This window comes from Pseudomonas sp. PDM32 (assembly GCF_019219225.1).
Taxonomy (GTDB): Bacteria; Pseudomonadota; Gammaproteobacteria; order Pseudomonadales; family Pseudomonadaceae; genus Aquipseudomonas; species Aquipseudomonas laurylsulfatiphila.
The window spans coordinates 248,995-271,556 of record NZ_JAHUWE010000004.1 but is presented as its reverse complement, the minus strand read 5'-3'; the positions used below and the strand labels follow the sequence as shown (position 1 = coordinate 271,556).

The window sequence follows — 22,562 nt, the reverse complement described above, 5'->3', positions numbered from 1 at the left end:
TAATCGCACCGATTGGCAGAATGTACAGCTTTCGGCTCAGTTTTCACCTTCAATTGACAGACTCGCAAGGGAAAAATGCAAGCACTCGATCCATAAAAATCATTCACCGCCCCTGGTCGCGTGAAGCTTGCGAGTCATAAAAACAATGAAAACGCTGAAAACCCAGGTTGCCATCATTGGTGCCGGCCCTTCAGGCTTGTTGCTCGGCCAATTGCTGCACAACGCCGGTATCGACACCCTCATTCTCGAACGTCAGACCCCGGACTATGTACTCGGCCGAATCCGCGCCGGCGTGCTTGAACAAGGCATGGTTGAGCTGTTGCGCCAGGCCGGCGTGAGTCAGCGCATGGACGCCGAGGGACTGGTGCATGGCGGCTTCGAACTGGCCCTCGACGGGCGCCAGGTGCACATCGATCTGCACGCCCTCACGGGTGGCAAAACCGTGATGATCTACGGCCAGACCGAGGTCACCCGCGACCTGATGGCCGCCCGTCGGGAGGCCGGCGCGCAGACGATTTACCAGGCAGCCAACGTCGTTCCCCACGGGATGAAAACCGACGAAACCTTTGTCACTTTTGAGAAGGATGGCGAGACCTGGCGACTCGATTGCGACTACATCGCCGGTTGTGACGGCTTCCATGGCGTGGCGCGGCAATCGATTCCCGCCGACAGCCTGAAAGTCTTCGAACGGATCTACCCCTTCGGCTGGCTCGGGATCCTGGCCGATACCCCACCGGTCCACGACGAACTGGTCTACGCCCGCCATGAGCGCGGTTTTGCCCTGTGCAGCATGCGCTCGCCGACACGCACCCGTTACTACCTTCAAGTGCCCACCAGCGATCATGTCGATCACTGGTCGGATCAACGCTTCTGGGATGAACTCAAGACGCGTTTGCCACAGGCGTTGGCAGACAAACTGGTGACCGGCCCGTCCATCGAAAAAAGCATCGCGCCGCTACGCAGCTTCGTGGTCGAACCGATGCAATACGGGCGGATGTTCCTGGTCGGCGATGCCGCGCACATCGTTCCGCCCACCGGCGCCAAGGGCCTGAACCTGGCAGCCAGCGATGTGAGTACGCTGTTCAATATCCTGCTCAAGGTTTACCGTGAAAACCGCGCTGATCTGCTGGAGAAATACTCGCAAATCTGCCTGCGCCGGGTGTGGAAAGCCGAGCGGTTTTCCTGGTGGATGACCTCGATGCTGCACCGTTTCGAGGACCACGATGCCTTTAGCCAGCGCATTGCCGAGTCGGAACTGGAGTATTTCATCGGCTCCGAGGCGGGTCGAAAAACCATTGCGGAAAACTACGTCGGGCTTCCTTATGAGGCTATCGAATAGCCTGCTATCGACTTACACTGGCGAGCATCCCCGCTCGCCTTGCCTCGTGCGGGTCAATCACTGCCCGCAGGTTTTCCCGTGACCAATCTCCATCAGCCTGAAACGCCCAAACCCGCCATCCGCAGCGTGCTGATCGCGCTGATGCTGGCAATATTTCTCGGGGCGCTGGACCAGACCATCGTCGCCGTGTCGATGCCGGCCATCTCCGCACAGTTCAAGGACGTCAGCCTGCTGGCCTGGGTGATTTCCGGCTACATGGTGGCCATGACCGTGGCGGTGCCAATCTACGGCAAACTGGGCGACCTGTACGGGCGGCGCAAGTTGATGCTGTTCGGCATGGGCCTGTTCACCCTGGCGTCGGTGTTCTGCGGCATGGCCCAGAGCATGGAGCAATTGGTTCTGGCGCGGATCTTCCAGGGCATCGGGGCCGGCGGGATGATTTCGGTGAGCCAGGCGATCATCGGTGACATCGTGCCGCCACGGGAGCGCGGTCGTTATCAGGGTTATTTCAGCAGCATGTACGCGGTGGCCAGCGTGGCCGGCCCGGTGCTCGGCGGCTACATGACCGAATACCTGTCCTGGCGCTGGGTGTTCCTGATCAATCTGCCGCTGGGCCTGGGTGCCTGGCTGGTGGCCCATCGCACGCTGGTGGGCCTGCCGGTTCCGCAACGCAAACCGGTCATCGATTACCTGGGCACCGTGTTGATGATCATCGGGCTGACGGCATTGTTGCTGGGCATCACGCAGGTTGGTCAGGGTCATTCCTGGCGCAGTGCCGAAGTGCTGGCGCTGCTCGCTTGTGCGGTACTGGTGCTGGGGCTGTTTGTCGTTCACGAGCGGCGGGCACGGGAGCCGTTGCTGCCTATGCATCTGTTCGCCAACCGCCCTGCGATCCTGTGCTGGTGCACGATTTTCTTCACCAGTTTCCAGGCCATCTCGCTGATCGTGTTGATGCCGTTGCGCTTCCAGAGCGTCACCGGCGCCGGGGCCGACAGCGCCGCCCTGCATCTGTTGCCGCTGGCCATGGGCTTGCCGATTGGCGCGTATTTCGCCGGCCGCCGCACCTCGGTGACCGGACGCTACAAACCGATGATCCTCACCGGTGCCGCGCTGATGCCCATCGCGATTATCGGCATGGCGTTCAGCCCGCCGCAGGCGTTCGTGGTGAGCAGCTTGTTCATGCTGCTCTGCGGGATTGCCTCGGGTATGCAGTTCCCGACATCGTTGGTCGGCACACAGAACTCGGTGGACCAGCGGGACATCGGCGTCGCTACCAGTACCACCAACCTGTTCCGTTCGCTGGGGGGGGCCGTGGGTGTGGCGTTGATGTCGGCGCTGCTGTTGGCCTTGTTGCAGGATTCAAGTTTTGCGCACCTGGCCGGCTCGTCGCTGATTGCCGAAGGCAGTTCGGGGAATGTGTTGCTCGACGGATTGAACGCCGCACCGGGTGAGGCGCAGAACGCCTTGCGTGCTGAATTGCTGCTGACGTTCCGGCACTTGCTGACGGTCAGTGCGGTGGTGTCGTTGCTGGGGCTGGCGGCGGCGATTGCCATGCCGAACATGTTGTTGCGCGGGCGCGAGGACAAGGTTCGATAGGTAGACCGCGTTGTCTGTATTCGCGAGCAAGCCCGCTCCCACAGTGATCTCTGGCGTACACGAATTCTGCAATCACTGGAGATCCAATGTGGGAGCGAGCCTGCTCGCGATAGCGGTCTAACCGTCACCAGGATTCAAGGGCTGTAATACCCCACAGCCACCAGAAAATGCCCGACCTTCTTCAGGTAGGCATGCTTGTTCTCGACCTTGCCGGTCACCGGGTTTTTCCAGCGGTATTCGTATTCGCCGTAATCCTGTTTGGCCATCAACGCCAGGATCGGCTCGCCCACCGGCTTGCCTTCCGGGTCTTCGATCTTGCTGAAATCGGTATTGATCAGCCGCAGGTTGGTGCCGTGGGCCACATAACGCCGGGTGTCCAGGTCGACGACAAACACATACAGGTCATCCTGCAGGTAGCCGCCCTTGAGGGAATTGATCGCCGTCAGGGTGCCCTTTTCGTCCTTGGCCAGATCGATTGCCGCTTTGTTCAGCAAGGCCATGGCCTGTTCAGCAGAGGCCCGGGGCAGGTAATAACCGACCGCCAGAATCCGCTGGCCGATGCGCTGGTAGTAGACATGCTTGCGCTCGACCTTGCCATCGCTCCAGTTCTGCCAGCGATACTCCGCCTGCTGAATGCCATTGCCCTCCGGCACCTTCAGGGCGTCCTTGAAGGTTTTCTGCAAGTCCGGACCCAGCACTTCCGATACGTCCCGGCCAATCAACGCCGACGACGGTCCGCCGCTGGCAAGCATCACGCCCTTGGTGTCGAGCACAAAGACGTAACGGTCCTTGTCGACAAACTCGCCCTGGCGACTGAACGCCGCAAAGGCCTTGTCACCGTTCTGGTGGTAGTAGGCCAAGGCTTTTTCCAGCAGGGCGATGGCCGCCTTGCTGTCGTCCTTTTCCGTCCCGGCGGCTTGTGCCTGGCCCAGGGACAGTAAAAACATGCCGCATAGCAAGGCGGCCTTATGCAGAAACCCCATTGCGCATCCCTCGTTCCTGATGGTGTTTCAAGAGCGTAGACGGCAATGGGGGGAGGCATGGAGATTCAGGAAAACACGGAGTGCTGTGGTGCGATGGGCTTTTGTGGCGAGGGGGCTTGCCCCCGTTGCGCTGCGAAGCGGCGCTAAAACCTGCGACCGGTGATGGCCTGACACACTGCGGTTACCGGTTTTACGACTGCTACGCAGCCGAACGGGGTGGTGCGGCATTCCGACAAGCCCCCTCCCCACAGCAAGCTCCCTCGCCACAAGTGTTCGTTTTACTGCCGGGCGCGCAGTTGCTGTTGCAGGTTCTGGATCTGCGCCTGAAGGGTATTGATGTTGCGGGTGACCTGGCTGCGGAAGGCATCGAACTCGGCGGTATTGGTCGCACCCGATGCGGCGGCCGGCCGGTTGTCCTGCACGCTCTTGAGCACGACGATATCTTGCTCGAGACGCTCGATGGCAGCGCTCGGATTGCCTTGCTTCTTCAGGGCGACGATGTCGGCCCCCAGGCTTTTCAACTGTGCATCGAATTTTTCCGCGTCGGACGGGGCACTTTTCAGGGCGGCCACTTCAGCACTCAAGGCTTTGACCTCGGCCTGCAACTGCGCATTGACCGCCTGATGCTCAGTGTCCTGGGCAGTCATCTGTGCAAGGCGCTTGTCCACTTCGGTGGTTTGCGCGGTCATTTGCGCCAGTCGCTTGTCCAGTTCCGAGGCCTGGCCGGCCACACCTTGCTGCTGGGTGCTCTGGTCCTGGAGCTTGCCTTCCAGCTGGCGGATCTGCAGCTTCAAGGCCTCGCTGTCGCTGGTGACACTGGTCTGGCTGGCCACAACCTTTCCGGAAATATCCTGCAAGCGCCCTGCCGCTTCCTCGCTGATCCGGGCGAAACTTTCCTGGGTCGCCACCAGTTGCTGTTCCATCAGGGAGATCTGCTGAAAGCTCCACCAGGCCAGGCCCGCGAACGCAAAGAACAACGCCCCGACCAGCGCCCACAGAGGACCGGTACTCGCCGCCTTGACCTTCACCACCGGCGCCGTGCGCGAATGCACAACCGTGCGAACAGTCGGCGGATAATCGTCATCGAGAACGTCTGCACGCAGGCTCGGTACATCGTCGAAGTCGTCGTTGGCATCGTTTCGCATGGACATTGAATCAACCTTAGTGAATCACATAATGGCTTTATGCCGCGCAGTATAAACCCCACAGCCGCAACCATTGACCCCCAAGCCCGTATCCGGTTCAGAAATGGCGCGTTGTTCGAGCCTCAGCGAATATCCTGCGCCTTCCACCAGCCACAGAATTCATCGAGCGCCGTCCAGAGGCTGACCTTGGGATCGTAATCCAGATAATGCCGGGCGCGGCTGATGTCCAGGGTGAAATTTTTGTTCATGACTTGCATGCCCAAGCGCGACAGCGTCGGCTCGGGACGCCCCGGCCACATCTTGCACACGCCCTCGTTGAGCGCTGCCACGCTGTAGCCCAGGCCGTAGGAGCGGTAGCGGGTGACCTGTGGGACGTCCATTTTGCGCATGACGTAATTGACCACGTCCCACAAAGGAATCGGCGCGCCGTTACTGATGTTGTAAGCCTTGCCCAGCGCGGAACCGCTGGCCAGCAAACTGCTGAGCAACGCCTCGTTGAGGTTTTGCACGCTGGTGAAGTCAACTTTGTTCAGACCGTTGCCGATGATTGCCAGGCGCCCCTTGCGCTGCATGTTCAACAGGCGCGGGAAGATGCTCATGTCGCCGGCCCCGGTCACGAAACGCGGGCGCAGGGCCAGGGTTTCGAGACCGAACTCCTGGGCGCCGAAGACTTTTTGCTCGGCCAGGTACTTGGTGGTGGCGTAAGGGTGTTTGAAGCGCTTGGGCACCTGCTCTTCGGTCAGGCCCAGGTGATCTCGACCATCGAAATAGATCGACGGCGACGACAAATGCACCAGTCGCCGTACCCGTTGCTTCAGGCAGGCCTCGACCACGTTCTCGGTGACCTGGACGTTGCCTTGATGGAAGTCCTGATAACGTCCCCACAAACCGACGGCACCGGCGCAATGCACCACGGCCTCGACGTCCGAACACAGTTCGCGCGCCAGTTCCGGGTCGCTCAAATCCCCTTGGATGAACTCGGCTCCGCGGCGAACCAGATGCTCCACACTTTCGGCCCGGCGACCGTTGACCCGCACGTCCAGGCCCTGCTCCAGGGCAAAACGCGCAAAGCGTCCGCCGATGAAGCCGCTTGCGCCGGTAACCAGAATTTTCATGAATTGCTCCGAATATTTCGTTTTGCGTATTACGTGAGGTCTTGACGCTACGCGTCAGTCCAAGGGCACCAGCCATTGCTTCGATGCGCTGACCAATTGATCGGTGAGCAGCCCCAGCAACTGACCGCCATTACGCCAATGATGCCAGTACAGCGGCACATCGATCGGCTTATCTGGCAATAACTCCCGCAATACGCCCCTTTCAAGCTGCTCGCGTACCTGCAGTTCCGGAACCAGGCCCCAGCCCAGACCGGCTTCGGTCAATCGAATGAAGCCTTCCGAGGACGGGCATAAATGGTGCTCGAAACCACCCTCGACACCGAGGGACGCAAGATATCGATGCTGCAGGAAATCGTCCGGGCCAAACACCAGCGCCGGGGTGCGGGCCAACTGATCGGCGCGTACGCCTTGCGGAAAATGCCGGGCAATAAAGGCCGGGCTGGCCAGCGCACGGTAACGCATCGCCCCCAACAGCACGCTACGCGCGCCCGCCACCGGACGTTCGCTGGCGCAGACACAGGCTGCCACCTCGCCGGCGCGCATGCGCTTGAGGCCGACGGTCTGGTCTTCAACCACCAGATCCATCAACAGATGCTGTTGCGCGCAAAACTCCCCCACCGCCTGCGCCCACCAGGTGGCCAGGCTGTCGGCGTTCAGGGCGATCCGCAGGCGTTCCGGCAGGCCCTCTTCATCCAGTGCCGGCACCAGGCTTTGCAAATCCCGCTCCAGCAAGCGCACCTGCTGCACGTGGTTGAGCAACCGCCGACCGATTTCCGTCGGCGTCGGCGGTGTGGCCCGCACCAGCACCGGCTGGCCAACCCGCGCTTCCAGGAGCTTGATGCGCTGGGATATCGCCGACTGCGACAAGCCCAGCACCTGAGCCGCCCGTTCAAAGCCGGCCTGTTCGACCACGGCGGCCAGGGCAGAAAGCAATTTATAGTCGAACATCAGTTTTCCTAATGAGCGATCAGCAAGATTGGTTTTTCTTATACAGCCTTCACAGGGACAATGACCAGCAAGAACTCTTGAACAAGGATCACCCACATGGCTGGCGAAACTTCATTGGCAACACTGCTGCGCAGCATGAGCCCACAACTCAATGCCGGCGAATACGTGTTCTGCACCCTGCGCGACGGCCAGTTGCCTGCGGGCCTGGAGATTGTCGGCAGCTTCCGCGAGCAGGAAGGCCTGACCGTGATACTCGAACGCACCCAAGCCGAAAAAGCCGGGTTCAGCTTCGACTACGTCGCCGCCTGGATCACCCTGAATGTGCATTCGGCACTCGAAGCGGTTGGCCTGACCGCCGCGTTCGCCACGGCATTGGGCAAGGCCGGCATCAGTTGCAACGTGATTGCCGGCTACTACCACGACCATTTGTTTGTAGGCCAGGCTGACGCCGACCGTGCCCTGCAGGTGCTGCGGGATCTGGCAGCCAACGCGGAGTAAAAAATCATGTGGCAAAGTTATATGAACGGCCTGTTGGTGGCCTTTGGCTTGATCATGGCGATCGGCACCCAGAATGCGTTTGTCCTCGCGCAAAGCCTGCGGCGTGAACATCACCTGCCGGTCGCGGCACTCTGCGTGGCCTGCGACGCCCTGTTGGTGGCGGCGGGGGTGTTCGGCCTGGCGACGGTATTGGCACAGAACCCGACCTTGCTGGCCGTCGCCCGCTGGGGCGGTGCAGCGTTTCTGTTGTGGTATGGCACCCAGGCATTGCGCCGGGCCTTTTCGAAACAGAGCCTTGAGCAGGGCGAGGGTCAGACCGTACGCTCGCTGCGGGCGGTCATGCTCAGCGCGCTGGCGGTGACCTTGCTCAACCCGCACGTCTACCTGGACACCGTCTTGCTGATCGGCTCCCTGGGCGCACAACAAACCGAGCCCGGCGCTTATGTGGTCGGCGCGGCCAGTGCCTCGCTGCTTTGGTTCTTCACCTTGGCGCTGGGTGCGGCATGGCTGGCACCCTGGCTCGCCCGCCCCGGTACCTGGCGAATTCTCGATCTGTTGGTGGCGGTGATGATGTTTGCCGTAGCGCTGCAGTTGATCGCGGCCATCTGATTCGCGGAACCTCTATTCCACACAGTTGTTGCGTGGTTATGCCGTCCCCCCGGTGCTATGATCCGACTCCCTGCGCCGCAAAGAGTACAAACTCCCCGGCGCTTGTCTGGCCGCCCGTGATCGGCCTTGCGCTCACCGCAACTGACCTGATTAGGAGAATCATCATGGCTTTCGAATTGCCGCCACTGCCGTACGCACACGATGCCCTGCAGCCGCACATTTCCAAGGAAACTCTGGAATTCCACCACGACAAGCACCACAACACCTACGTCGTGAACCTGAACAACCTGGTGCCAGGCACCGAGTTCGAAGGCAAGACCCTGGAAGAAATCGTCAAGACTTCCTCGGGCGGTATCTTCAACAACGCCGCACAGGTCTGGAACCACACTTTCTACTGGAACTGCCTGGCGCCAAACGCCGGCGGTCAACCAACCGGCGCACTGGCTGAAGCCATCAATGCAGCTTTCGGTTCGTTCGACAAGTTCAAGGAAGAGTTCAGCAAGACTTCCATCGGCACCTTCGGTTCCGGCTGGGGCTGGCTGGTGAAGAAGGCTGACGGTTCCCTGGCCTTGGCCAGCACCATCGGCGCCGGCAACCCGCTGACCAACGGCGACACCCCGCTGCTGACCTGCGACGTCTGGGAACACGCTTACTACATCGACTACCGCAACCTGCGTCCGAAGTACGTCGAAGCGTTCTGGAACCTGGTCAACTGGAAATTCGTGGCTGAGCAGTTCGAAGGCAAAACCTTCACCGCTTAAGCTCGACGCCAGTCAAAAAACCCGGCTTTTCAGCCGGGTTTTTTATTGCCCGGGATTTTCAGCGTTCGGCTGGGCCCCTTCGCGAGCAAGCCCGCTCCCACATTTGATCTGTATACGACCCGATCCAGTGTGGGAGCGGGCTTGCTCGCGAAGAACGATGACGCGGTTAGCCTGCCAACTACTGCGGATCGAGGTTATCCAACGCGCGACTAACCGCCAGCTCCGCCAACATGACAATCTGCGAAATGGCCAACGCTGTGTTGCGCTGCGGGCCACTCAGGTAGGTCGCGAAATCACTCGCCAGGACATTGGCTGAAGCCAGTGACTCACAGGCGTGGGCAAGAAGGGTTTCAGTGTCCATGTCGGGAACGATCATGAACATGGTGTGGGGGCTGTAGGGTTTGGTGGTGCTGCTGCTGGGGGGATCGGGGATTAATTTGTCCATAAAACCATTCCTCTGGCGCAGTGGCCACCACTTGCCGTTTCTCACGCGGTGAAGAGGTGGCAGCTATGTGCGAGGTGAGAAACCGGTATGGACACCCGGGCCAGACCTAAGTCTGCCCGCACACAGCCGCCATGACGCATTTACAGACAGCGGACTAGCTGGCGGCGATTATGCGTGCACAGGTTCTGGATGACCATAAGTAGCCGGGTTCTCACACCCGATCGCTGAGTTTTCAGCGACAGCCAAAGGCTATTCAGCCCGCTTCCGACGGGCAACCTGAAAACTGCGTGGGAAAGTTCTGGCGCTTTCCTACACCGCGTTAACCCGCAAAAACGTAACGAGGAACCAGCTCCCACAGGGATCGGGGACATCTGCAAAAACCAGGTCGGCTGTCAGGCCACCATCGCGAGCAAGCTCGCTCCCACAGAAAAGCAAAGGCAGGTCGGCGTACACAGACGCTTCTCACCACTCATCAGGCCGAGCGTTAGCTCGCCTGCCGCTCTTGATCTTGATCCACCCGCCCCCTCGGCAGGCTGAGCGGAGGCGTTTATCCGGGGATGGGCGCGCAGCGCCGTTCGACGTAGTCGAACTCATTGCATGTAGGTCGAAGCGAAGCCGACCGGAGGGCAATGCCCCCGGATGAATGCCGGAGCGAAGGAACCCCGAGCCTCAGCGAGGGGCCGTACGTAAGGGGCGAGACCTTTTGGTTACTTTTGGGGCGTTTGCCAAAAGTGACCCGCTGTAAGAGCGGAACCGTAAGTCGCCGTTACCGCAGAAACGGATATGTACTCGGTTAACCCCCCCACAGAATTCAAGGCATTTTCCAACGATGAAACAAACCTCGAGCCCCTTGCCCCACCGCCACAGACGGCTAACATCAAACAAAAGGAAAATATCCCCACCCTCACCCCTAAAGTTGAAGGACTCGACAACCGACACAGTGCGAATAGGCTAAATCGTCAAGACAACTGCAAATCAGCCAAGCTGCAGGCAAAATCCCCCAAGGATGATTGTCCCTTTGACTGCCATCACGGGATTGCCAATACTCATGGCAACTTGATACTACCCGCACGGAACAAGGAATATCCCTTTGAAGCTGGAACTCAAGAACAGCTTGTCGGTGAAGTTGCTCCGGGTCGTGCTCCTGTCGGCATTGATCGTCGGCGTGGTCTTGAGCTGCGCGCAGATTGTGTTCGATGCCTATAAAACACGCCAGGCCGTCGCCAGCGATGCCGAACGCATCCTCGATATGTTTCGTGACCCCTCGACCCAGGCCGTCTATAGCCTGGACCGGGAAATGGGCATGCAGGTGATCGAAGGCCTGTTTCAAGACGCCGCCGTACGCAAGGCCTCCATCGGCCATCCCAACGAAGCCATGCTCGCGCAAAAAACCCGCGAACTGCAGCACTCCCACAGCCGCTGGTTGACCGACCTGATTCTCGGCCAGGAACGCACCTTCACCACCCAACTGGTCGGTCGCGGGCCTTACAGCGAGTATTACGGCGACCTGAGCATCACCCTCGATACCGCCACCTACGGCCAAGGCTTCATTGTCAGCTCGGTGATCATCTTCATCTCCGGCGTACTGCGCGCGCTCGCCATGGGGCTGGTGCTGTATCTGGTCTATCACTGGCTGCTGACCAAGCCGCTGTCGCGAATCATCGAGCACCTCACGGAAATCAATCCGGATCGTCCCAGCGAACACAAGATTCCGCTGCTCAAGGGCCACGAGAAAAACGAACTGGGCATCTGGATCAACACTGCCAACCAGTTGCTCGAGTCCATCGAACGCAATACCCACCTGCGCCACGAGGCGGAAAACAGCCTGTTGCGCATGTCCCAATACGATTTCCTGACGGGACTGCCGAACCGGCAGCAATTGCAGCAGCAACTGGACAAGATCCTCATCGACGCCGGCAGGTTGCAGCGCCGGGTCGCGGTGTTGTGTGTCGGCCTCGACGATTTCAAGGGCATCAACGAACAGTTCAGCTACCAGACCGGCGACCAGTTGCTGCTGGCCCTGGCCGATCGCCTGCGCGGCCATAGCGGTCGCCTGGGTGCCCTCGCCCGCCTCGGTGGCGACCAGTTCGCCCTGGTCCAGGCCGATATCGAACAACCCTACGAAGCCGCCGAGCTGGCACAAAGCATTCTCGATGATCTGGAAGCGGCGTTTGCCCTCGACCATCAGGAGATTCGCCTGCGCGCCACCATCGGCATCACCCTGTTCCCCGAGGACGGCGACAGCACCGAGAAGCTGCTACAAAAGGCCGAGCAGACCATGACGCTGGCCAAGACCCGCTCGCGCAACCGCTATCAGTTCTATATCGCCAGCGTCGACACGGAAATGCGCCGCCGCCGCGAGCTGGAAAAAGACCTGCGCGATGCGCTGCTCCGCAATCAGTTCTATCTCGTCTACCAGCCGCAGATCAGTTACCGCGACAACCGCGTAGTGGGCGTCGAAGCCCTGATTCGCTGGCAGCACCCCGAGCACGGCCTGGTACCGCCAGACTTGTTCATCCCGCTGGCCGAACAGAACGGCACCATCATTGCCATCGGCGAATGGGTGCTGGACCAGGCCTGCAAACAATTACGCGAGTGGCATGACCAGGGCTTCAGTGACCTGCGCATGGCGGTCAACCTGTCCACGGTTCAATTGCACCACGCCGAACTGCCACGGGTGGTCAACAACCTGCTGCAAATGTACCGCCTGCCGCCACGCAGCCTGGAACTGGAAGTCACCGAGACCGGCCTGATGGAAGACATCAGCACCGCTGCCCAGCATCTGCTCAGCCTGCGCCGCTCCGGTGCGCTGATCGCCATCGATGACTTTGGAACCGGCTATTCATCCTTGAGCTATCTCAAGAGCCTGCCGCTGGACAAGATCAAGATCGACAAAAGCTTCGTTCAGGACCTGCTCGATGACGACGACGATGCGACCATCGTTCGCGCCATCATCCAGCTGGGCAAGAGCCTGGGCATGCAGGTGATTGCCGAAGGTGTGGAAACCGCCGAACAGGAGGCCTACATCATTTCCGAAGGCTGCCACGAAGGTCAGGGTTATCACTACAGCAAGCCATTGCCGGCGCGGGAACTGGGGCTTTACCTCAAGCAGGCCCAACGCAGTAACGCGGCTATTTTGTAGAACATAAAAAGATCGCAGCCTCGTTTCACTCGACAGCTCCTACATGAACCGCACGCTTGTGTAGGAGCTGTCGAGTGAAACGAGGCTGCGATCTTTTGATCTACGACACCCCCACCTGAATAAGAAATATTTCCACCTACAACCCTTTACACATAATGCGAAAGATTTGCATTATGTCGCAGTTTTGCGTGCGCATAGCGCCACTCCACCCCTATCCAAGCAGGATGTTCGCCATGATTCGTATGCCTCTGGCTACCGCCAGTCTGTTGGCCATCGCTATTTCCCTCGCCGGTTGTGGCGAAGGTGACAAAGAAAAAGCTGCCGCGCCTGCGCCAGCCGCCAGCACCGCGGCCGCCCCGGCTGCTGCACCTGCCGTTGCCGGTAAAGTCGACGAAGCCGCCGCCAAAGCTGTTGTCGCTCACTACGCCGACATCGTTTTCGCCGTTTACAGCGATGCCGAATCCACCGCGAAGACCCTGCAAACCGCCGTAGACGCCTTCCTCGCCAAGCCGAACGACGACACCCTGAAAGCCGCCAAGGCTGCCTGGGTTGCCGCTCGCGTGCCTTACCTGCAGAGCGAAGTGTTCCGCTTCGGCAACACCATCGTTGACGACTGGGAAGGTCAGTTGAACTCCTGGCCACTGGACGAAGGCCTGATCGACTACGTCGACAAGTCCTACGAGCACGCCCTGGGCAACCCGGGCGCCACTGCCAACATCATCGCCAACACTGAAGTGCAGATCGGCGAAGACAAGGTCGACGTCAAAGACATCACCCCGGAAAAACTCGCCAGCCTGAATGAGCTGGGCGGTTCCGAGGCCAACGTCGCCACCGGTTACCACGCCATCGAATTCCTGCTCTGGGGCCAGGACCTGAACGGCACCGGCCCTGGTGCCGGCAACCGTCCGGCTTCGGACTACCTGGAAGGCAAAGGGGCTACCGGCGGTCACAACGATCGTCGTCGTGCCTACCTGAAGTCCGTGACTCAGCTGCTGGTCAGCGACCTGGAAGAAATGGTCGGTAACTGGAAGCCGAACGTGGCCGACAACTACCGCGCCACCCTGGAAGCGGAACCGGCTGAAACCGGCCTGCGCAAAATGCTGTTCGGCATGGGCAGCCTGTCCCTGGGCGAACTGGCGGGCGAGCGCATGAAGGTTTCCCTGGAAGCCAACTCCCCTGAAGACGAGCAGGATTGCTTCAGCGACAACACCCACAACTCGCACTTCTACGATGCCAAGGGCATTCGTAACGTGTACCTGGGTGAATACACCCGTGTCGACGGCACCAAAATGACCGGCGCCAGCCTGTCGTCCCTGGTGGCCAAGGCCGACCCGGCTGCCGACACCGCGCTCAAAGACGACCTGGCCGCTACCGAAGCCAAGATCCAGATCATGGTTGATCACGCCAACAAGGGTGAGCACTACGACCAGTTGATCGCTGCCGGCAACACCGCAGGCAACCAGATCGTCCGTGACGCCATCGCCGCCCTGGTCAAGCAGACCGGTTCGATCGAAGCCGCCGCTGGCAAACTGGGCATCAACGATCTGAACCCGGACAATGCTGATCACGAATTCTGATCAACGCTGGCTGAGTGAGTAGTAAGGCGACCTTCGGGTCGCCTTTTTTGTCGGGCCGAGCACCATCAATGTGGGAGCGGGCTTGCTCGCGAAAGCGGCGTGTCAGGCAACATCCATGGGGACTGATCCACCGCCTTCGCGAGCAAGCCCGCTCCCACAGGGTCCAGTGTCATCCGAATAACCTGCCCCACATCAAGCAAACGATAATTCCTCTTATTCAAATTCCCATCCCCTGTTAGACTTTGCGCCCTTGTTTTGCTCGTCTTGCAGGATCCCTGATGCCCTCGCTGCCTCTTCGCTTGTCCGCACTGTTTCTGGCCTTGGGCCTGAGTGCCTGCGATGACGCCCCGAAATTCACCCAGGCAGAACCCGGTGAAGCCCGCTCCGGTGGCAGTGCGACGGTGCGCAAGACCGATCAGAACGCGTTTTCCATGCCCTCGGCGAACCTGCCGCCGTCCCGGCGTGTGGACTTCAGCGTCGGCAACAGTTTCTTCCGCAGCCCTTGGGTGATCGCCCCTTCGACGACGACCGCGCGCGATGGCCTCGGCCCGTTGTTCAACACCAATGCCTGCCAGGGCTGCCACATCAAGGACGGCCGCGGTCATCCACCGACTGCGGACGATGTGAACGCCGTGTCGATGCTGGTACGCCTGTCGATTCCCGACGCTCCGGTATATGCCAAGGTCATCGAGCAGATCGGCGTGGTGCCGGAGCCCGTCTACGGCGGTCAGTTCCAGGACATGGCCGTACCCGGTGTAGCCCCCGAAGGCAAAGTGCGGGTCGATTACACCGCCGTGCCGGTTCGCTTCAAGGACGGCACCGAAGTCGAGCTGCGCAAACCCAGCCTGAACATCACTCAACTGGGCTACGGCCCGATGCACCCCGATACCCGTTTTTCGGCGCGTGTAGCGCCGCCGATGATAGGCCTGGGCCTGCTCGAGGCGATCCCTGACGAGGCGATCCTGGCCAACGCCGAGGCACAGGCCAAGGCGAACAACGGCATCAGCGGACGACCGAACCGGGTCTGGGATGACGCCGGGCAAAAGACGGTTTTGGGAAGGTTTGGCTGGAAAGCCGGACAACCGAACCTCAATCAACAGAATGTTCACGCGTTTTCGGGCGATATGGGCCTCACGACCAGCCTGCGGCCCTTTGATGACTGCACGGACGCGCAAACGGCCTGCAAACAGGCACCCAATGGCAACGGCCCTGATGGCGAGCCGGAAGTCAGCGATAACATCCTGCGCCTGGTGCTGTTCTACAGCCGTAACCTCGCCGTACCGGCCCGTCGTGACGTCAACGCACCTGAAGTGCTGGCCGGCAAAACCTTGTTCTATCAGGCCGGTTGCCAGTCCTGTCACACACCGAAATACACCACCGCCGCCAACGCCGCCGAACCTGAGCTGGCCAATCAAGTGATTCGCCCCTACAGCGACCTGCTGCTGCATGACATGGGCGACGGCCTGGCCGACAACCGTAGCGAATTCCAGGCCAGTGGCCGCGAATGGCGCACCCCGCCGTTGTGGGGCATCGGCCTGACACAGGCGGTCAGCGGCCACACCCAGTTCCTGCACGACGGCCGCGCCCGCAACCTGCTCGAAGCCGTGCTCTGGCATGGCGGCGAGGCGACAGCGGCGCAGCAACAGGTTTTGTCTTTCAATGCCGAGCAGCGCGCCGCGCTGCTGGCGTTCCTGAATTCCCTTTAACACGCATTCCACTCGCGGGAGCCCGACATGTTCCGTCCCAAACTATTGTTCACCAGCCTTGCCGCCCTCGCCCTGGGCGCCTGCTCGCCCCAGGACCCGCAAGCGGTCACGTCGGCGGCCATCGCCAAGTCGGTGATCCTGCCGACCTACACCCGCTGGGTTGAAGCCGACCGTCAATTGGCAGTCAGCGCCCTCGCCTACTGCGAAGGCAAGGAAACCCTGGAAACCGCCCGTGCCGACTTCCTGCATGCGCAAAAAGCCTGGGCCGAGCTGCAACCGCTGCTGATCGGACCGTTGGCCGAAGGCAACCGTTCGTGGCAAGTGCAGTTCTGGCCGGACAAGAAAAACCTGGTCGGCCGTCAGGTCGAGCAACTGGTCAGCGCCCAGCCGCAGATCGATGTTGCAGCGCTGGCCAAGTCCAGTGTCGTGGTGCAGGGCCTCTCGGCCTACGAATACATACTGTTCGACAGCAAGCCTGACGTGGCCAACGCTGAGCAAAAGAGCAAATACTGCCCACTGCTGATCGCCATCGGCGAACGCCAGAAACAGTTGGCCGAAGAGATTCTGCAAACTTGGAACAACACCGACGGCATGCTCGCGCAGATGAGCAAATTCCCCAACCAGCGTTACGCCGACTCCCACGAAGCGATCGCCGATCTGCTGCGGGTTCAAGTCACCGCCATCGACACCCTGAAGAAAAAACTCGGCACGCCGATGGGTCGTCAGAGCAAGGGCGTGCCGCAACCGTTCCAGGCCGATGCCTGGCGTAGCCAGTCGTCCCTGACCAGCCTCGAAGCCAGCCTCGCGGCTGCCAAAACGGTCTGGGAAGGTGTGGATAACAAAGGCCTGCGCGGTCTGTTGCCGAGCGAGCAGAAGCCATTGGCCGACAAGATCGATGCCGCCTATGCCGCCTCGCTGAAACTGTTTGCCGGCAACCAGCGTTCGCTGACCGACATGCTCAATGACGAGGCCGGCCGCCAGCAACTCAACGAGCTGTATGACAGCCTCAACGTCGTCCATCGCCTGCACGAGGCCGATCTGGCCAAGGCATTGGGCATCCAGCTGGGCTTCAATGCCAACGACGGTGACTGATGAGGGCCCGTTCCATGTTGCGACGCCAGGTTCTGACATTAGGGAGTTTGCTGCTGGGTGCAGTGACGCTGGGCGGCTGGACGCTGTTCAAGCAAAAGGACAAGAGTCCGTTGTTGCTTTCGGCACGGGACGATACCGATGGCCAGCATTACGCCGTCGGTTATCGGCTCGATGGCACCCAGGTGTTCGCCACCCAGGTCGGCCAGCGTTGCCACGACATCATCAACCACCCGACACAGCCGATGGCGCTGTTCGTCGCCCGCCGTCCGGGCACCGAGAGTTACCTGATCGACCTGCGCGACGGCACGCTCCTGCAAACCGTGGTGTCGCAGCCCAACCGGCACTTCTACGGACACGCGGTCATTCACCACAGCGGCGACTGGCTGTACGCCACCGAAAATGACACCACCGATCCGGGCCGCGGCCTGCTCGGCGTGTATAAGTTCGAAGGCGAAAGACTGGTGCACAGCGGTGAGATTTCCACCCACGGCCTGGGTCCGCACCAGGTGTCGTGGATGCCCGATGGCGAAACCCTGGTGGTGGCCAACGGCGGGATTCGCACCGAGGCCGAAAGCCGGGTGGAGATGAACCTCAACGCCATGGAACCGAGCCTGGTCCTGATGCAACGTGACGGCACCCTGCTGAGCAAGGAAACCCTCGCCCAGCAGATGAACAGCGTGCGCCATCTGGCCATCGCCAGCGACGGCACCATCGTCGCCAGCCAACAATTCATGGGTGCGGCCCACGAGTCGTCGGAGCTGTTGGCGATCAAGCGTCCCGGTCAGCCTTTCGTGGCGTTCCCGGTGCCCGAGCACCAGTTGCAGGCCATGGGGCACTACACCGCCAGCGTCGCGGTGCACAACGACTTGCGCCTGGTGGCGTTGACTGCGCCGCGGGGCAATCGTTTCTTCATCTGGGACCTGGACAGCGGTGAAGTACGCCTGGATGCCCCCCTGCCCGATTGCGCCGGGGTCGGCGCGGTGGCCGATGGTTTTGTCGTGACATCGGGCCAGGGGCGCTGCCGTTACTACGACTGCCGCCAGACAAACCTGGTCGCCAAACCGCTGGAGCTACCCGCAGGGCTCTGGGACAACCATCTACATCTGATGGCCTGAATCATTGAAAAGATCGCCGCCTTACGTACTCCCGCAAACGCGACCCGAGACGGCGAATCTTTTCAGGCTTTCCCCCCTCTAATACCTCACAACCTGTAAAAACGGCAGTTGGATTACCTCTAGACTCCCGGTAATGTGCCCTGCTGTCTCACCTGATTTTCTCCAAGGAACTGGAATATGCTGCGTCGCCGCATGCTGATCATGTTGGGTGTGGTACTACTGATTGTGCTGATCCTGGCCGCATACAAAGCTTTCTCGATCTACACGATGGTTCAAGGCTTCTCTGCGCCTAAACCGGCCATCAGCGTTGCCGTGGCCACCGCCACCGAGCGTCCGTGGCAAGCCCGCCTGCCTACCGTTGGCACGCTCAAGGCATTGCAGGGCGTGGACCTGAGCCTGGAGACCGATGGCACCGTCATCGATTTGCAGTTCGAGTCAGGGCAAAAGGTCAAGGCCGGTCAACCACTCCTGCGCCTCGACAGCGCCGTTGAAAGCGCCCTGCTGGAAACGGCTCTGGCCGACCTCGGGCTGGCCCAGCTCGATTACGGTCGCGGTAGCCAACTGGTCGGCAGCCAGGCCATTTCCAAAGGCGAGTTCGACCGGCTTTCGGCGGTGCTGAAAAAGAGCCGGGCCACGGTCAATCAACTCAAGGCTGCGCTCGGCAAAAAAAGCATCGTCGCGCCCTTCAGCGGGACCATCGGCATTCGTCACGTAGACGTTGGCGACTATCTTGCCAGCGGCACCATGATCGCCACCCTGCAAGACCTCAGTAGCCTGTATGTCGACTTTTTTGTGCCCGAACAGTCGGTGCCGAAGATTGCACTCGGCCAGCCAGTGCAGGTCATTGTCGCGGCGTATCCGAACCAGGAGTACCCGGGCACCATCAGTGCAATCAACCCGAAAGTCGAGAACAGCACCCGTAACGTGCAGGTCCGCGCCACCCTGGCCAACCCCGATGGCAAGTTGATGCCAGGCATGTTCGCCAACCTCCAGGTGCTCCTGCCCGACCCGCAACCGCGCATCGTGGTGCCGGAAAGCGCGATTACCTACACGCTCTACGGCAACTCGGTGTATGTGGCCGCGCAAAAGAAGGCCGAAGACGGCAGCCCGGTAAAGGATGACAAGGGCCAACCGGTGCTGATCGCCGAACGGCGTTTTGTCGAGACCGGCGAACGCCGTGATGGGCAAGTGATGATCATCAAAGGCGTGCAGAGCGGCGAGAACGTGGTGACCGCCGGCCAGCTCAAACTGGATAACGGCTCACACATTGCCATCAGCGACGACAAGACCCAGGCCGGGCAGAACAGCCCGCCACGCGCGGACTGATCAAGGAATTTCCATGGCTTTTACCGACCCGTTCATCCGCCGTCCGGTTCTCGCTACCGTGGTCAGCCTGCTGATTGTGCTGCTGGGCTTTCAGGCCTGGAGCAAGCTGCCGCTGCGCCAGTACCCGCAAATGGAAAACGCCCTGATCACGGTGACCACCGCCTACCCCGGAGCCAACGCCGAGACCATCCAGGGCTACATCACCCAACCGATGCAGCAAAGCCTCGCCAGCGCCGAGGGTATCGACTACATGACCTCGGTGAGTCGCCAGAACTTTTCGGTGATATCGATCTACGCGCGCGTCGGCTCCAACAGCGACCGTCTGTTTACCGAACTGCTGGCCAAGGCCAACGAGGTCAAGAACCAGCTGCCCCAGGACGCAGAAGACCCGGTGCTGAGCAAAGAATCTGCCAATGCGTCAGTGCTGATGTACATGAGTTTCTTCAGCAAGGAATTGAGCAACCCGCAGATTACCGATTACCTGTCGCGGGTGATCCAGCCCAAACTGGCGACCTTGCCCGGCATGGCCGAGGCCGAAATCCTCGGCAACCAGGTATTTGCCATGCGCCTGTGGCTGGATCCGGTGAAGCTCGCGGGTTTCGGCCTCAGTGCCAGCGATGTGACCAACGCGGTGCGCCAGTACAACTTCCTCTCGGCCGCCGGCGAGGTGAAAGGCGAATACGTGGTCACCAGCATCAACGCCAATACCGAACTCAAGTCCGCCGAGGCCTTCGGGGCGATTCCGCTCAAGGTCGATGGCGACAGCCGTGTGCTGCTGCGGGATGTGGCGCGCGTGGAAATGGGTGCGGAAAACTACGACTCCATCAGCTCCTTCGGTGGCACCCCTTCGGTGTACATCGGGATCAAGGCGACACCTGCCGCCAACCCGCTGGATGTGATCAAGGAAGTGCGCAAGATCATGCCGGAACTTGAGGCCCAGCTACCGCCGAACCTCAAGGGTGAAATCGCCTACGACGCCACGCTGTTCATCCAGGCCTCGATCGACGAAGTGGTGAAAACGCTGTTCGAAGCGGTGCTGATCGTGATCGTGGTGGTGTTCCTGTTCCTTGGCGCCCTGCGCTCGGTGGTGATCCCGGTGGTGACCATCCCGCTGTCGATGATCGGCGTCATGTTCTTCATGCAGATGATGGGGTACTCCATCAACCTGCTCACCCTGCTGGCGATGGTGCTGGCCATCGGCCTGGTGGTGGATGACGCCATCGTGGTGGTGGAAAACATTCATCGCCACATCGAGGAAGGCAAGACGCCGTTCGATGCCGCCATTGAAGGCGCCCGGGAAATCGCCATGCCGGTGATCTCGATGACCATCACCCTGGCGGCGGTGTATGCGCCGATCGGTTTCCTGACCGGCCTGACCGGGGCGCTGTTCAAGGAGTTCGCCCTGACCCTGGCCGGCGCGGTGGTGATTTCCGGTATCGTCGCCCTCACCCTGTCGCCGATGATGTGTGCGTTTCTGCTGCGTCACGACGAGAACCCCAGTGGCCTGGCCCATCGCCTAGACATGATTTTCGAACGCCTCAAGCGCCGCTACCAGAGCCTGCTTCACGGCACCCTCAACACCCGCCCGGTGGTGCTGGTGTTCGCCGTGATCGTGTTGTGCCTGATTCCGGTCCTTCTCAAGTTCACCAAATCGGAACTGGCGCCGGATGAGGACCAGGGCATCATTTTCATGATTGCCAACGCCCCGCAACCGACCAACCTCGACTACCTGAACACCTACACCGACGAGTTCGTTGCGATCTTCAAGGAGTTTCCCGAGTACTACTCGTCATTCCAGATCAACGGATTCAACGGCGTGCAATCGGGCATCGGCGGTTTCCTGCTCAAGCCCTGGAACGAGCGTAGTCGCACTCAGATGGCGATCCTGCCCGAGGTTCAGGCCAAACTGGAAAGCATCCCGGGGTTGCAGATTTTCGGCTTCAACCTGCCGTCCCTGCCAGGCACCGGCGAAGGCTTGCCGTTTCAGTTCGTCATCAACTCCTCCAACGATTACGAACTGCTGCTGCAAGTGGTCGACCGGGTAAAAAAACGGGCGATGGAATCCGGCAAGTTTGCATTTGTCGACGTTGACCTGGCCTTCGACAAGCCGGAAGTGGTGGTGGATATCGACCGCGCCAAGGCCGCGCAGATGGGGGTTTCCATGCAGGATCTGGGGGGAACCCTGGCGACCCTGCTGGGCGAAGCCGAGATCAACCGTTTCACCATTGAAGGTCGCAGCTACAAGGTCATTGCCCAGGTCGAGCGAGCGTTCCGCGACAATCCGGACTGGCTGAACAATTACTACGTGAAAAACACCCAAGGCGAACTGTTGGCGTTGTCGACCCTGATCACCGTCACCGACCGTGCCCGACCGAGGCAACTGAACCAGTTCCAGCAACTCAACTCGGCCATCCTGTCCGGCGTGCCGCTGGTGAGCATGGGGGAAGCCATCGACCTCGTGCGCCAGATCGCCCGCGAAGAAGCACCGGTCGGTTTTGCCTTCGACTACGCCGGCGCATCGAGGCAGTACGTGCAGGAAGGCAGCGCCCTGTGGGTCACCTTTGCCCTGGCACTGGCGATCATTTTCCTGGTGTTGGCGGCGCAGTTCGAAAGCTTCCGCGACCCGCTGGTGATCCTGGTCACCGTGCCCCTCTCTATCTGCGGCGCGTTGATTCCGCTGTTCCTGGGTTGGTCGAGCATGAACATCTACACCCAGGTCGGTCTGGTGACGTTGATCGGGTTGATCAGCAAGCATGGCATTCTGATCGTCGAGTTCGCCAACCAGCTACGCAAGGACAAGGGCCTGACGGCGCGGGAAGCCGTGGAGGAAGCGGCGGCCATCCGCCTGCGTCCGGTGTTGATGACCACCGCGGCGATGGTGTTCGGCATGGTGCCCTTGATCATCGCCACCGGTGCTGGCGCGGTCAGCCGGTTCGACATCGGCACGGTCATCGCGACCGGCATGTCGATCGGCACGTTGTTCACCCTGTTTGTGTTGCCTTGCGTCTACACGGTTCTGGCCAAACCCGATAAGCGCTGACGCAGAAAAACCTGTGGGAGCGGGCTTGCTCGCGAAGGCGATTGATCAGTCAACTTATTGGTTGAATGACACACCGCTTTCGCGAGCAAGCCCGCTCCCACATTGAATCGTGCATGTTTGGAAGT

General features: G+C 60.5%; 17 protein-coding genes. 12 read left to right on the top strand and 5 right to left on the bottom strand.

The genetic code is table 11. The features are described from left to right. The first annotated feature begins 154 nt into the window (after nt 1-154). Nucleotides 155-1,339, top strand: coding sequence for a 4-hydroxybenzoate 3-monooxygenase (gene pobA, locus KW846_RS09880; protein WP_218482213.1), 1,185 nt, complete (start codon nt 155-157; stop codon nt 1,337-1,339). 78 nt (nt 1,340-1,417) lie between these two features. After that, nucleotides 1,418-2,935 (top strand): MDR family MFS transporter, encoded by a 1,518-nt coding sequence (locus tag KW846_RS09875; protein WP_218482106.1) that lies wholly within the window; start codon nt 1,418-1,420, stop codon nt 2,933-2,935. Nucleotides 2,936-3,069: 134 nt separating this feature from the next. On the opposite strand, the gene KW846_RS09870 is transcribed toward KW846_RS09875, so the two are convergent. From KW846_RS09870 to KW846_RS09855, 4 genes are all read right to left on the bottom strand, one after another. Then, nucleotides 3,070-3,918: a cache domain-containing protein gene (locus KW846_RS09870; RefSeq protein WP_218482105.1), complete on the bottom strand. Its 849-nt coding sequence runs from the start codon at nt 3,916-3,918 to the stop codon at nt 3,070-3,072. A gap of 278 nt (nt 3,919-4,196) precedes the next feature. Next, entirely contained in the window at nt 4,197-5,069 is an 873-nt protein-coding gene (locus KW846_RS09865; RefSeq protein WP_218482104.1) for an ATPase, read from the bottom strand. A 116-nt stretch (nt 5,070-5,185) separates the two neighbouring features. Further along, nucleotides 5,186-6,178: an NAD(P)-dependent oxidoreductase gene (locus KW846_RS09860; protein ID WP_218482103.1), complete on the bottom strand. Its 993-nt coding sequence runs from the start codon at nt 6,176-6,178 to the stop codon at nt 5,186-5,188. A 54-nt stretch (nt 6,179-6,232) separates the two neighbouring features. Next, nucleotides 6,233-7,126: a LysR family transcriptional regulator ArgP gene (locus tag KW846_RS09855; protein ID WP_007978530.1), complete on the bottom strand. Its 894-nt coding sequence runs from the start codon at nt 7,124-7,126 to the stop codon at nt 6,233-6,235. Between the two features lie 96 nt (nt 7,127-7,222). Here KW846_RS09855 and KW846_RS09850 point away from each other — a divergent pair, with 96 nt between their 5' ends. The 3 genes from KW846_RS09850 (at nt 7,223) to KW846_RS09840 (ending at nt 8,994) form a co-directional block, all read left to right on the top strand. After that, complete coding sequence (locus tag KW846_RS09850) at nt 7,223-7,624, top strand: ACT domain-containing protein (RefSeq protein ID WP_218482102.1); 402 nt, start codon at nt 7,223-7,225, stop codon at nt 7,622-7,624. Between the two features lie 6 nt (nt 7,625-7,630). Beyond that, a complete protein-coding gene (locus tag KW846_RS09845; protein WP_218482101.1) occupies nt 7,631-8,233 on the top strand; it encodes a LysE/ArgO family amino acid transporter in 603 nt (200 codons plus the stop codon). 164 nt (nt 8,234-8,397) lie between these two features. Continuing rightward, nucleotides 8,398-8,994, top strand: coding sequence for a superoxide dismutase (locus KW846_RS09840; RefSeq protein WP_008022038.1), 597 nt, complete (start codon nt 8,398-8,400; stop codon nt 8,992-8,994). A 178-nt stretch (nt 8,995-9,172) separates the two neighbouring features. On the opposite strand, the gene KW846_RS09835 is transcribed toward KW846_RS09840, so the two are convergent. Beyond that, entirely contained in the window at nt 9,173-9,439 is a 267-nt protein-coding gene (locus KW846_RS09835; RefSeq protein WP_218482100.1) for a DUF6124 family protein, read from the bottom strand. Nucleotides 9,440-10,529: 1,090 nt separating this feature from the next. Here KW846_RS09835 and KW846_RS09830 point away from each other — a divergent pair. From KW846_RS09830 to KW846_RS09800, 7 genes are all read left to right on the top strand, one after another. Continuing rightward, entirely contained in the window at nt 10,530-12,581 is a 2,052-nt protein-coding gene (locus KW846_RS09830) for a bifunctional diguanylate cyclase/phosphodiesterase (RefSeq protein ID WP_218482099.1), read from the top strand. Between the two features lie 233 nt (nt 12,582-12,814). Next, a complete protein-coding gene (locus KW846_RS09825; protein WP_218482098.1) occupies nt 12,815-14,158 on the top strand; it encodes an imelysin family protein in 1,344 nt (447 codons plus the stop codon). Between the two features lie 278 nt (nt 14,159-14,436). Continuing rightward, nucleotides 14,437-15,864 (top strand): di-heme oxidoredictase family protein, encoded by a 1,428-nt coding sequence (locus tag KW846_RS09820; RefSeq protein ID WP_218482097.1) that lies wholly within the window; start codon nt 14,437-14,439, stop codon nt 15,862-15,864. Nucleotides 15,865-15,891: 27 nt separating this feature from the next. Then, nucleotides 15,892-16,956: an imelysin family protein gene (locus KW846_RS09815; RefSeq protein ID WP_218482096.1), complete on the top strand. Its 1,065-nt coding sequence runs from the start codon at nt 15,892-15,894 to the stop codon at nt 16,954-16,956. 14 nt (nt 16,957-16,970) lie between these two features. Further along, on the top strand, nt 16,971-18,071 hold the full coding sequence (locus KW846_RS09810; RefSeq protein ID WP_218482095.1) for a DUF1513 domain-containing protein: 1,101 nt from the start codon (nt 16,971-16,973) through the stop codon (nt 18,069-18,071). Nucleotides 18,072-18,248: 177 nt separating this feature from the next. Beyond that, entirely contained in the window at nt 18,249-19,397 is a 1,149-nt protein-coding gene (locus KW846_RS09805; RefSeq protein WP_218482094.1) for an efflux RND transporter periplasmic adaptor subunit, read from the top strand. 13 nt (nt 19,398-19,410) lie between these two features. After that, the gene (locus KW846_RS09800; RefSeq protein WP_218482093.1) at nt 19,411-22,437 is read left to right on the top strand and encodes a multidrug efflux RND transporter permease subunit; all 3,027 of its coding nucleotides are present in this window, start codon (nt 19,411-19,413) and stop codon (nt 22,435-22,437) included. Nucleotides 22,438-22,562: the final 125 nt, after the last annotated feature.

What these genes read in the sequence shown, in the direction of transcription:
- KW846_RS09870 (WP_218482105.1), bottom strand. Translation starts at nt 3,918, where the DNA reads ATGGGGTTTCTGCATAAGGCCGCCTTGCTATGCGGCATGTTTTTACTG.
- KW846_RS09865 (WP_218482104.1), bottom strand. Translation starts at nt 5,069, where the DNA reads ATGTCCATGCGAAACGATGCCAACGACGACTTCGACGATGTACCGAGC.
- KW846_RS09860 (WP_218482103.1), bottom strand. Translation starts at nt 6,178, where the DNA reads ATGAAAATTCTGGTTACCGGCGCAAGCGGCTTCATCGGCGGACGCTTT.
- KW846_RS09855 (WP_007978530.1), bottom strand. Translation starts at nt 7,126, where the DNA reads ATGTTCGACTATAAATTGCTTTCTGCCCTGGCCGCCGTGGTCGAACAG.
- KW846_RS09850 (WP_218482102.1), top strand. Translation starts at nt 7,223, where the DNA reads ATGGCTGGCGAAACTTCATTGGCAACACTGCTGCGCAGCATGAGCCCA.
- KW846_RS09845 (WP_218482101.1), top strand. Translation starts at nt 7,631, where the DNA reads ATGTGGCAAAGTTATATGAACGGCCTGTTGGTGGCCTTTGGCTTGATC.
- KW846_RS09840 (WP_008022038.1), top strand. Translation starts at nt 8,398, where the DNA reads ATGGCTTTCGAATTGCCGCCACTGCCGTACGCACACGATGCCCTGCAG.
- KW846_RS09835 (WP_218482100.1), bottom strand. Translation starts at nt 9,439, where the DNA reads ATGGACAAATTAATCCCCGATCCCCCCAGCAGCAGCACCACCAAACCC.
- KW846_RS09825 (WP_218482098.1), top strand. Translation starts at nt 12,815, where the DNA reads ATGATTCGTATGCCTCTGGCTACCGCCAGTCTGTTGGCCATCGCTATT.
- KW846_RS09820 (WP_218482097.1), top strand. Translation starts at nt 14,437, where the DNA reads ATGCCCTCGCTGCCTCTTCGCTTGTCCGCACTGTTTCTGGCCTTGGGC.
- KW846_RS09815 (WP_218482096.1), top strand. Translation starts at nt 15,892, where the DNA reads ATGTTCCGTCCCAAACTATTGTTCACCAGCCTTGCCGCCCTCGCCCTG.
- KW846_RS09810 (WP_218482095.1), top strand. Translation starts at nt 16,971, where the DNA reads ATGTTGCGACGCCAGGTTCTGACATTAGGGAGTTTGCTGCTGGGTGCA.
- KW846_RS09805 (WP_218482094.1), top strand. Translation starts at nt 18,249, where the DNA reads ATGCTGCGTCGCCGCATGCTGATCATGTTGGGTGTGGTACTACTGATT.
- KW846_RS09800 (WP_218482093.1), top strand. Translation starts at nt 19,411, where the DNA reads ATGGCTTTTACCGACCCGTTCATCCGCCGTCCGGTTCTCGCTACCGTG.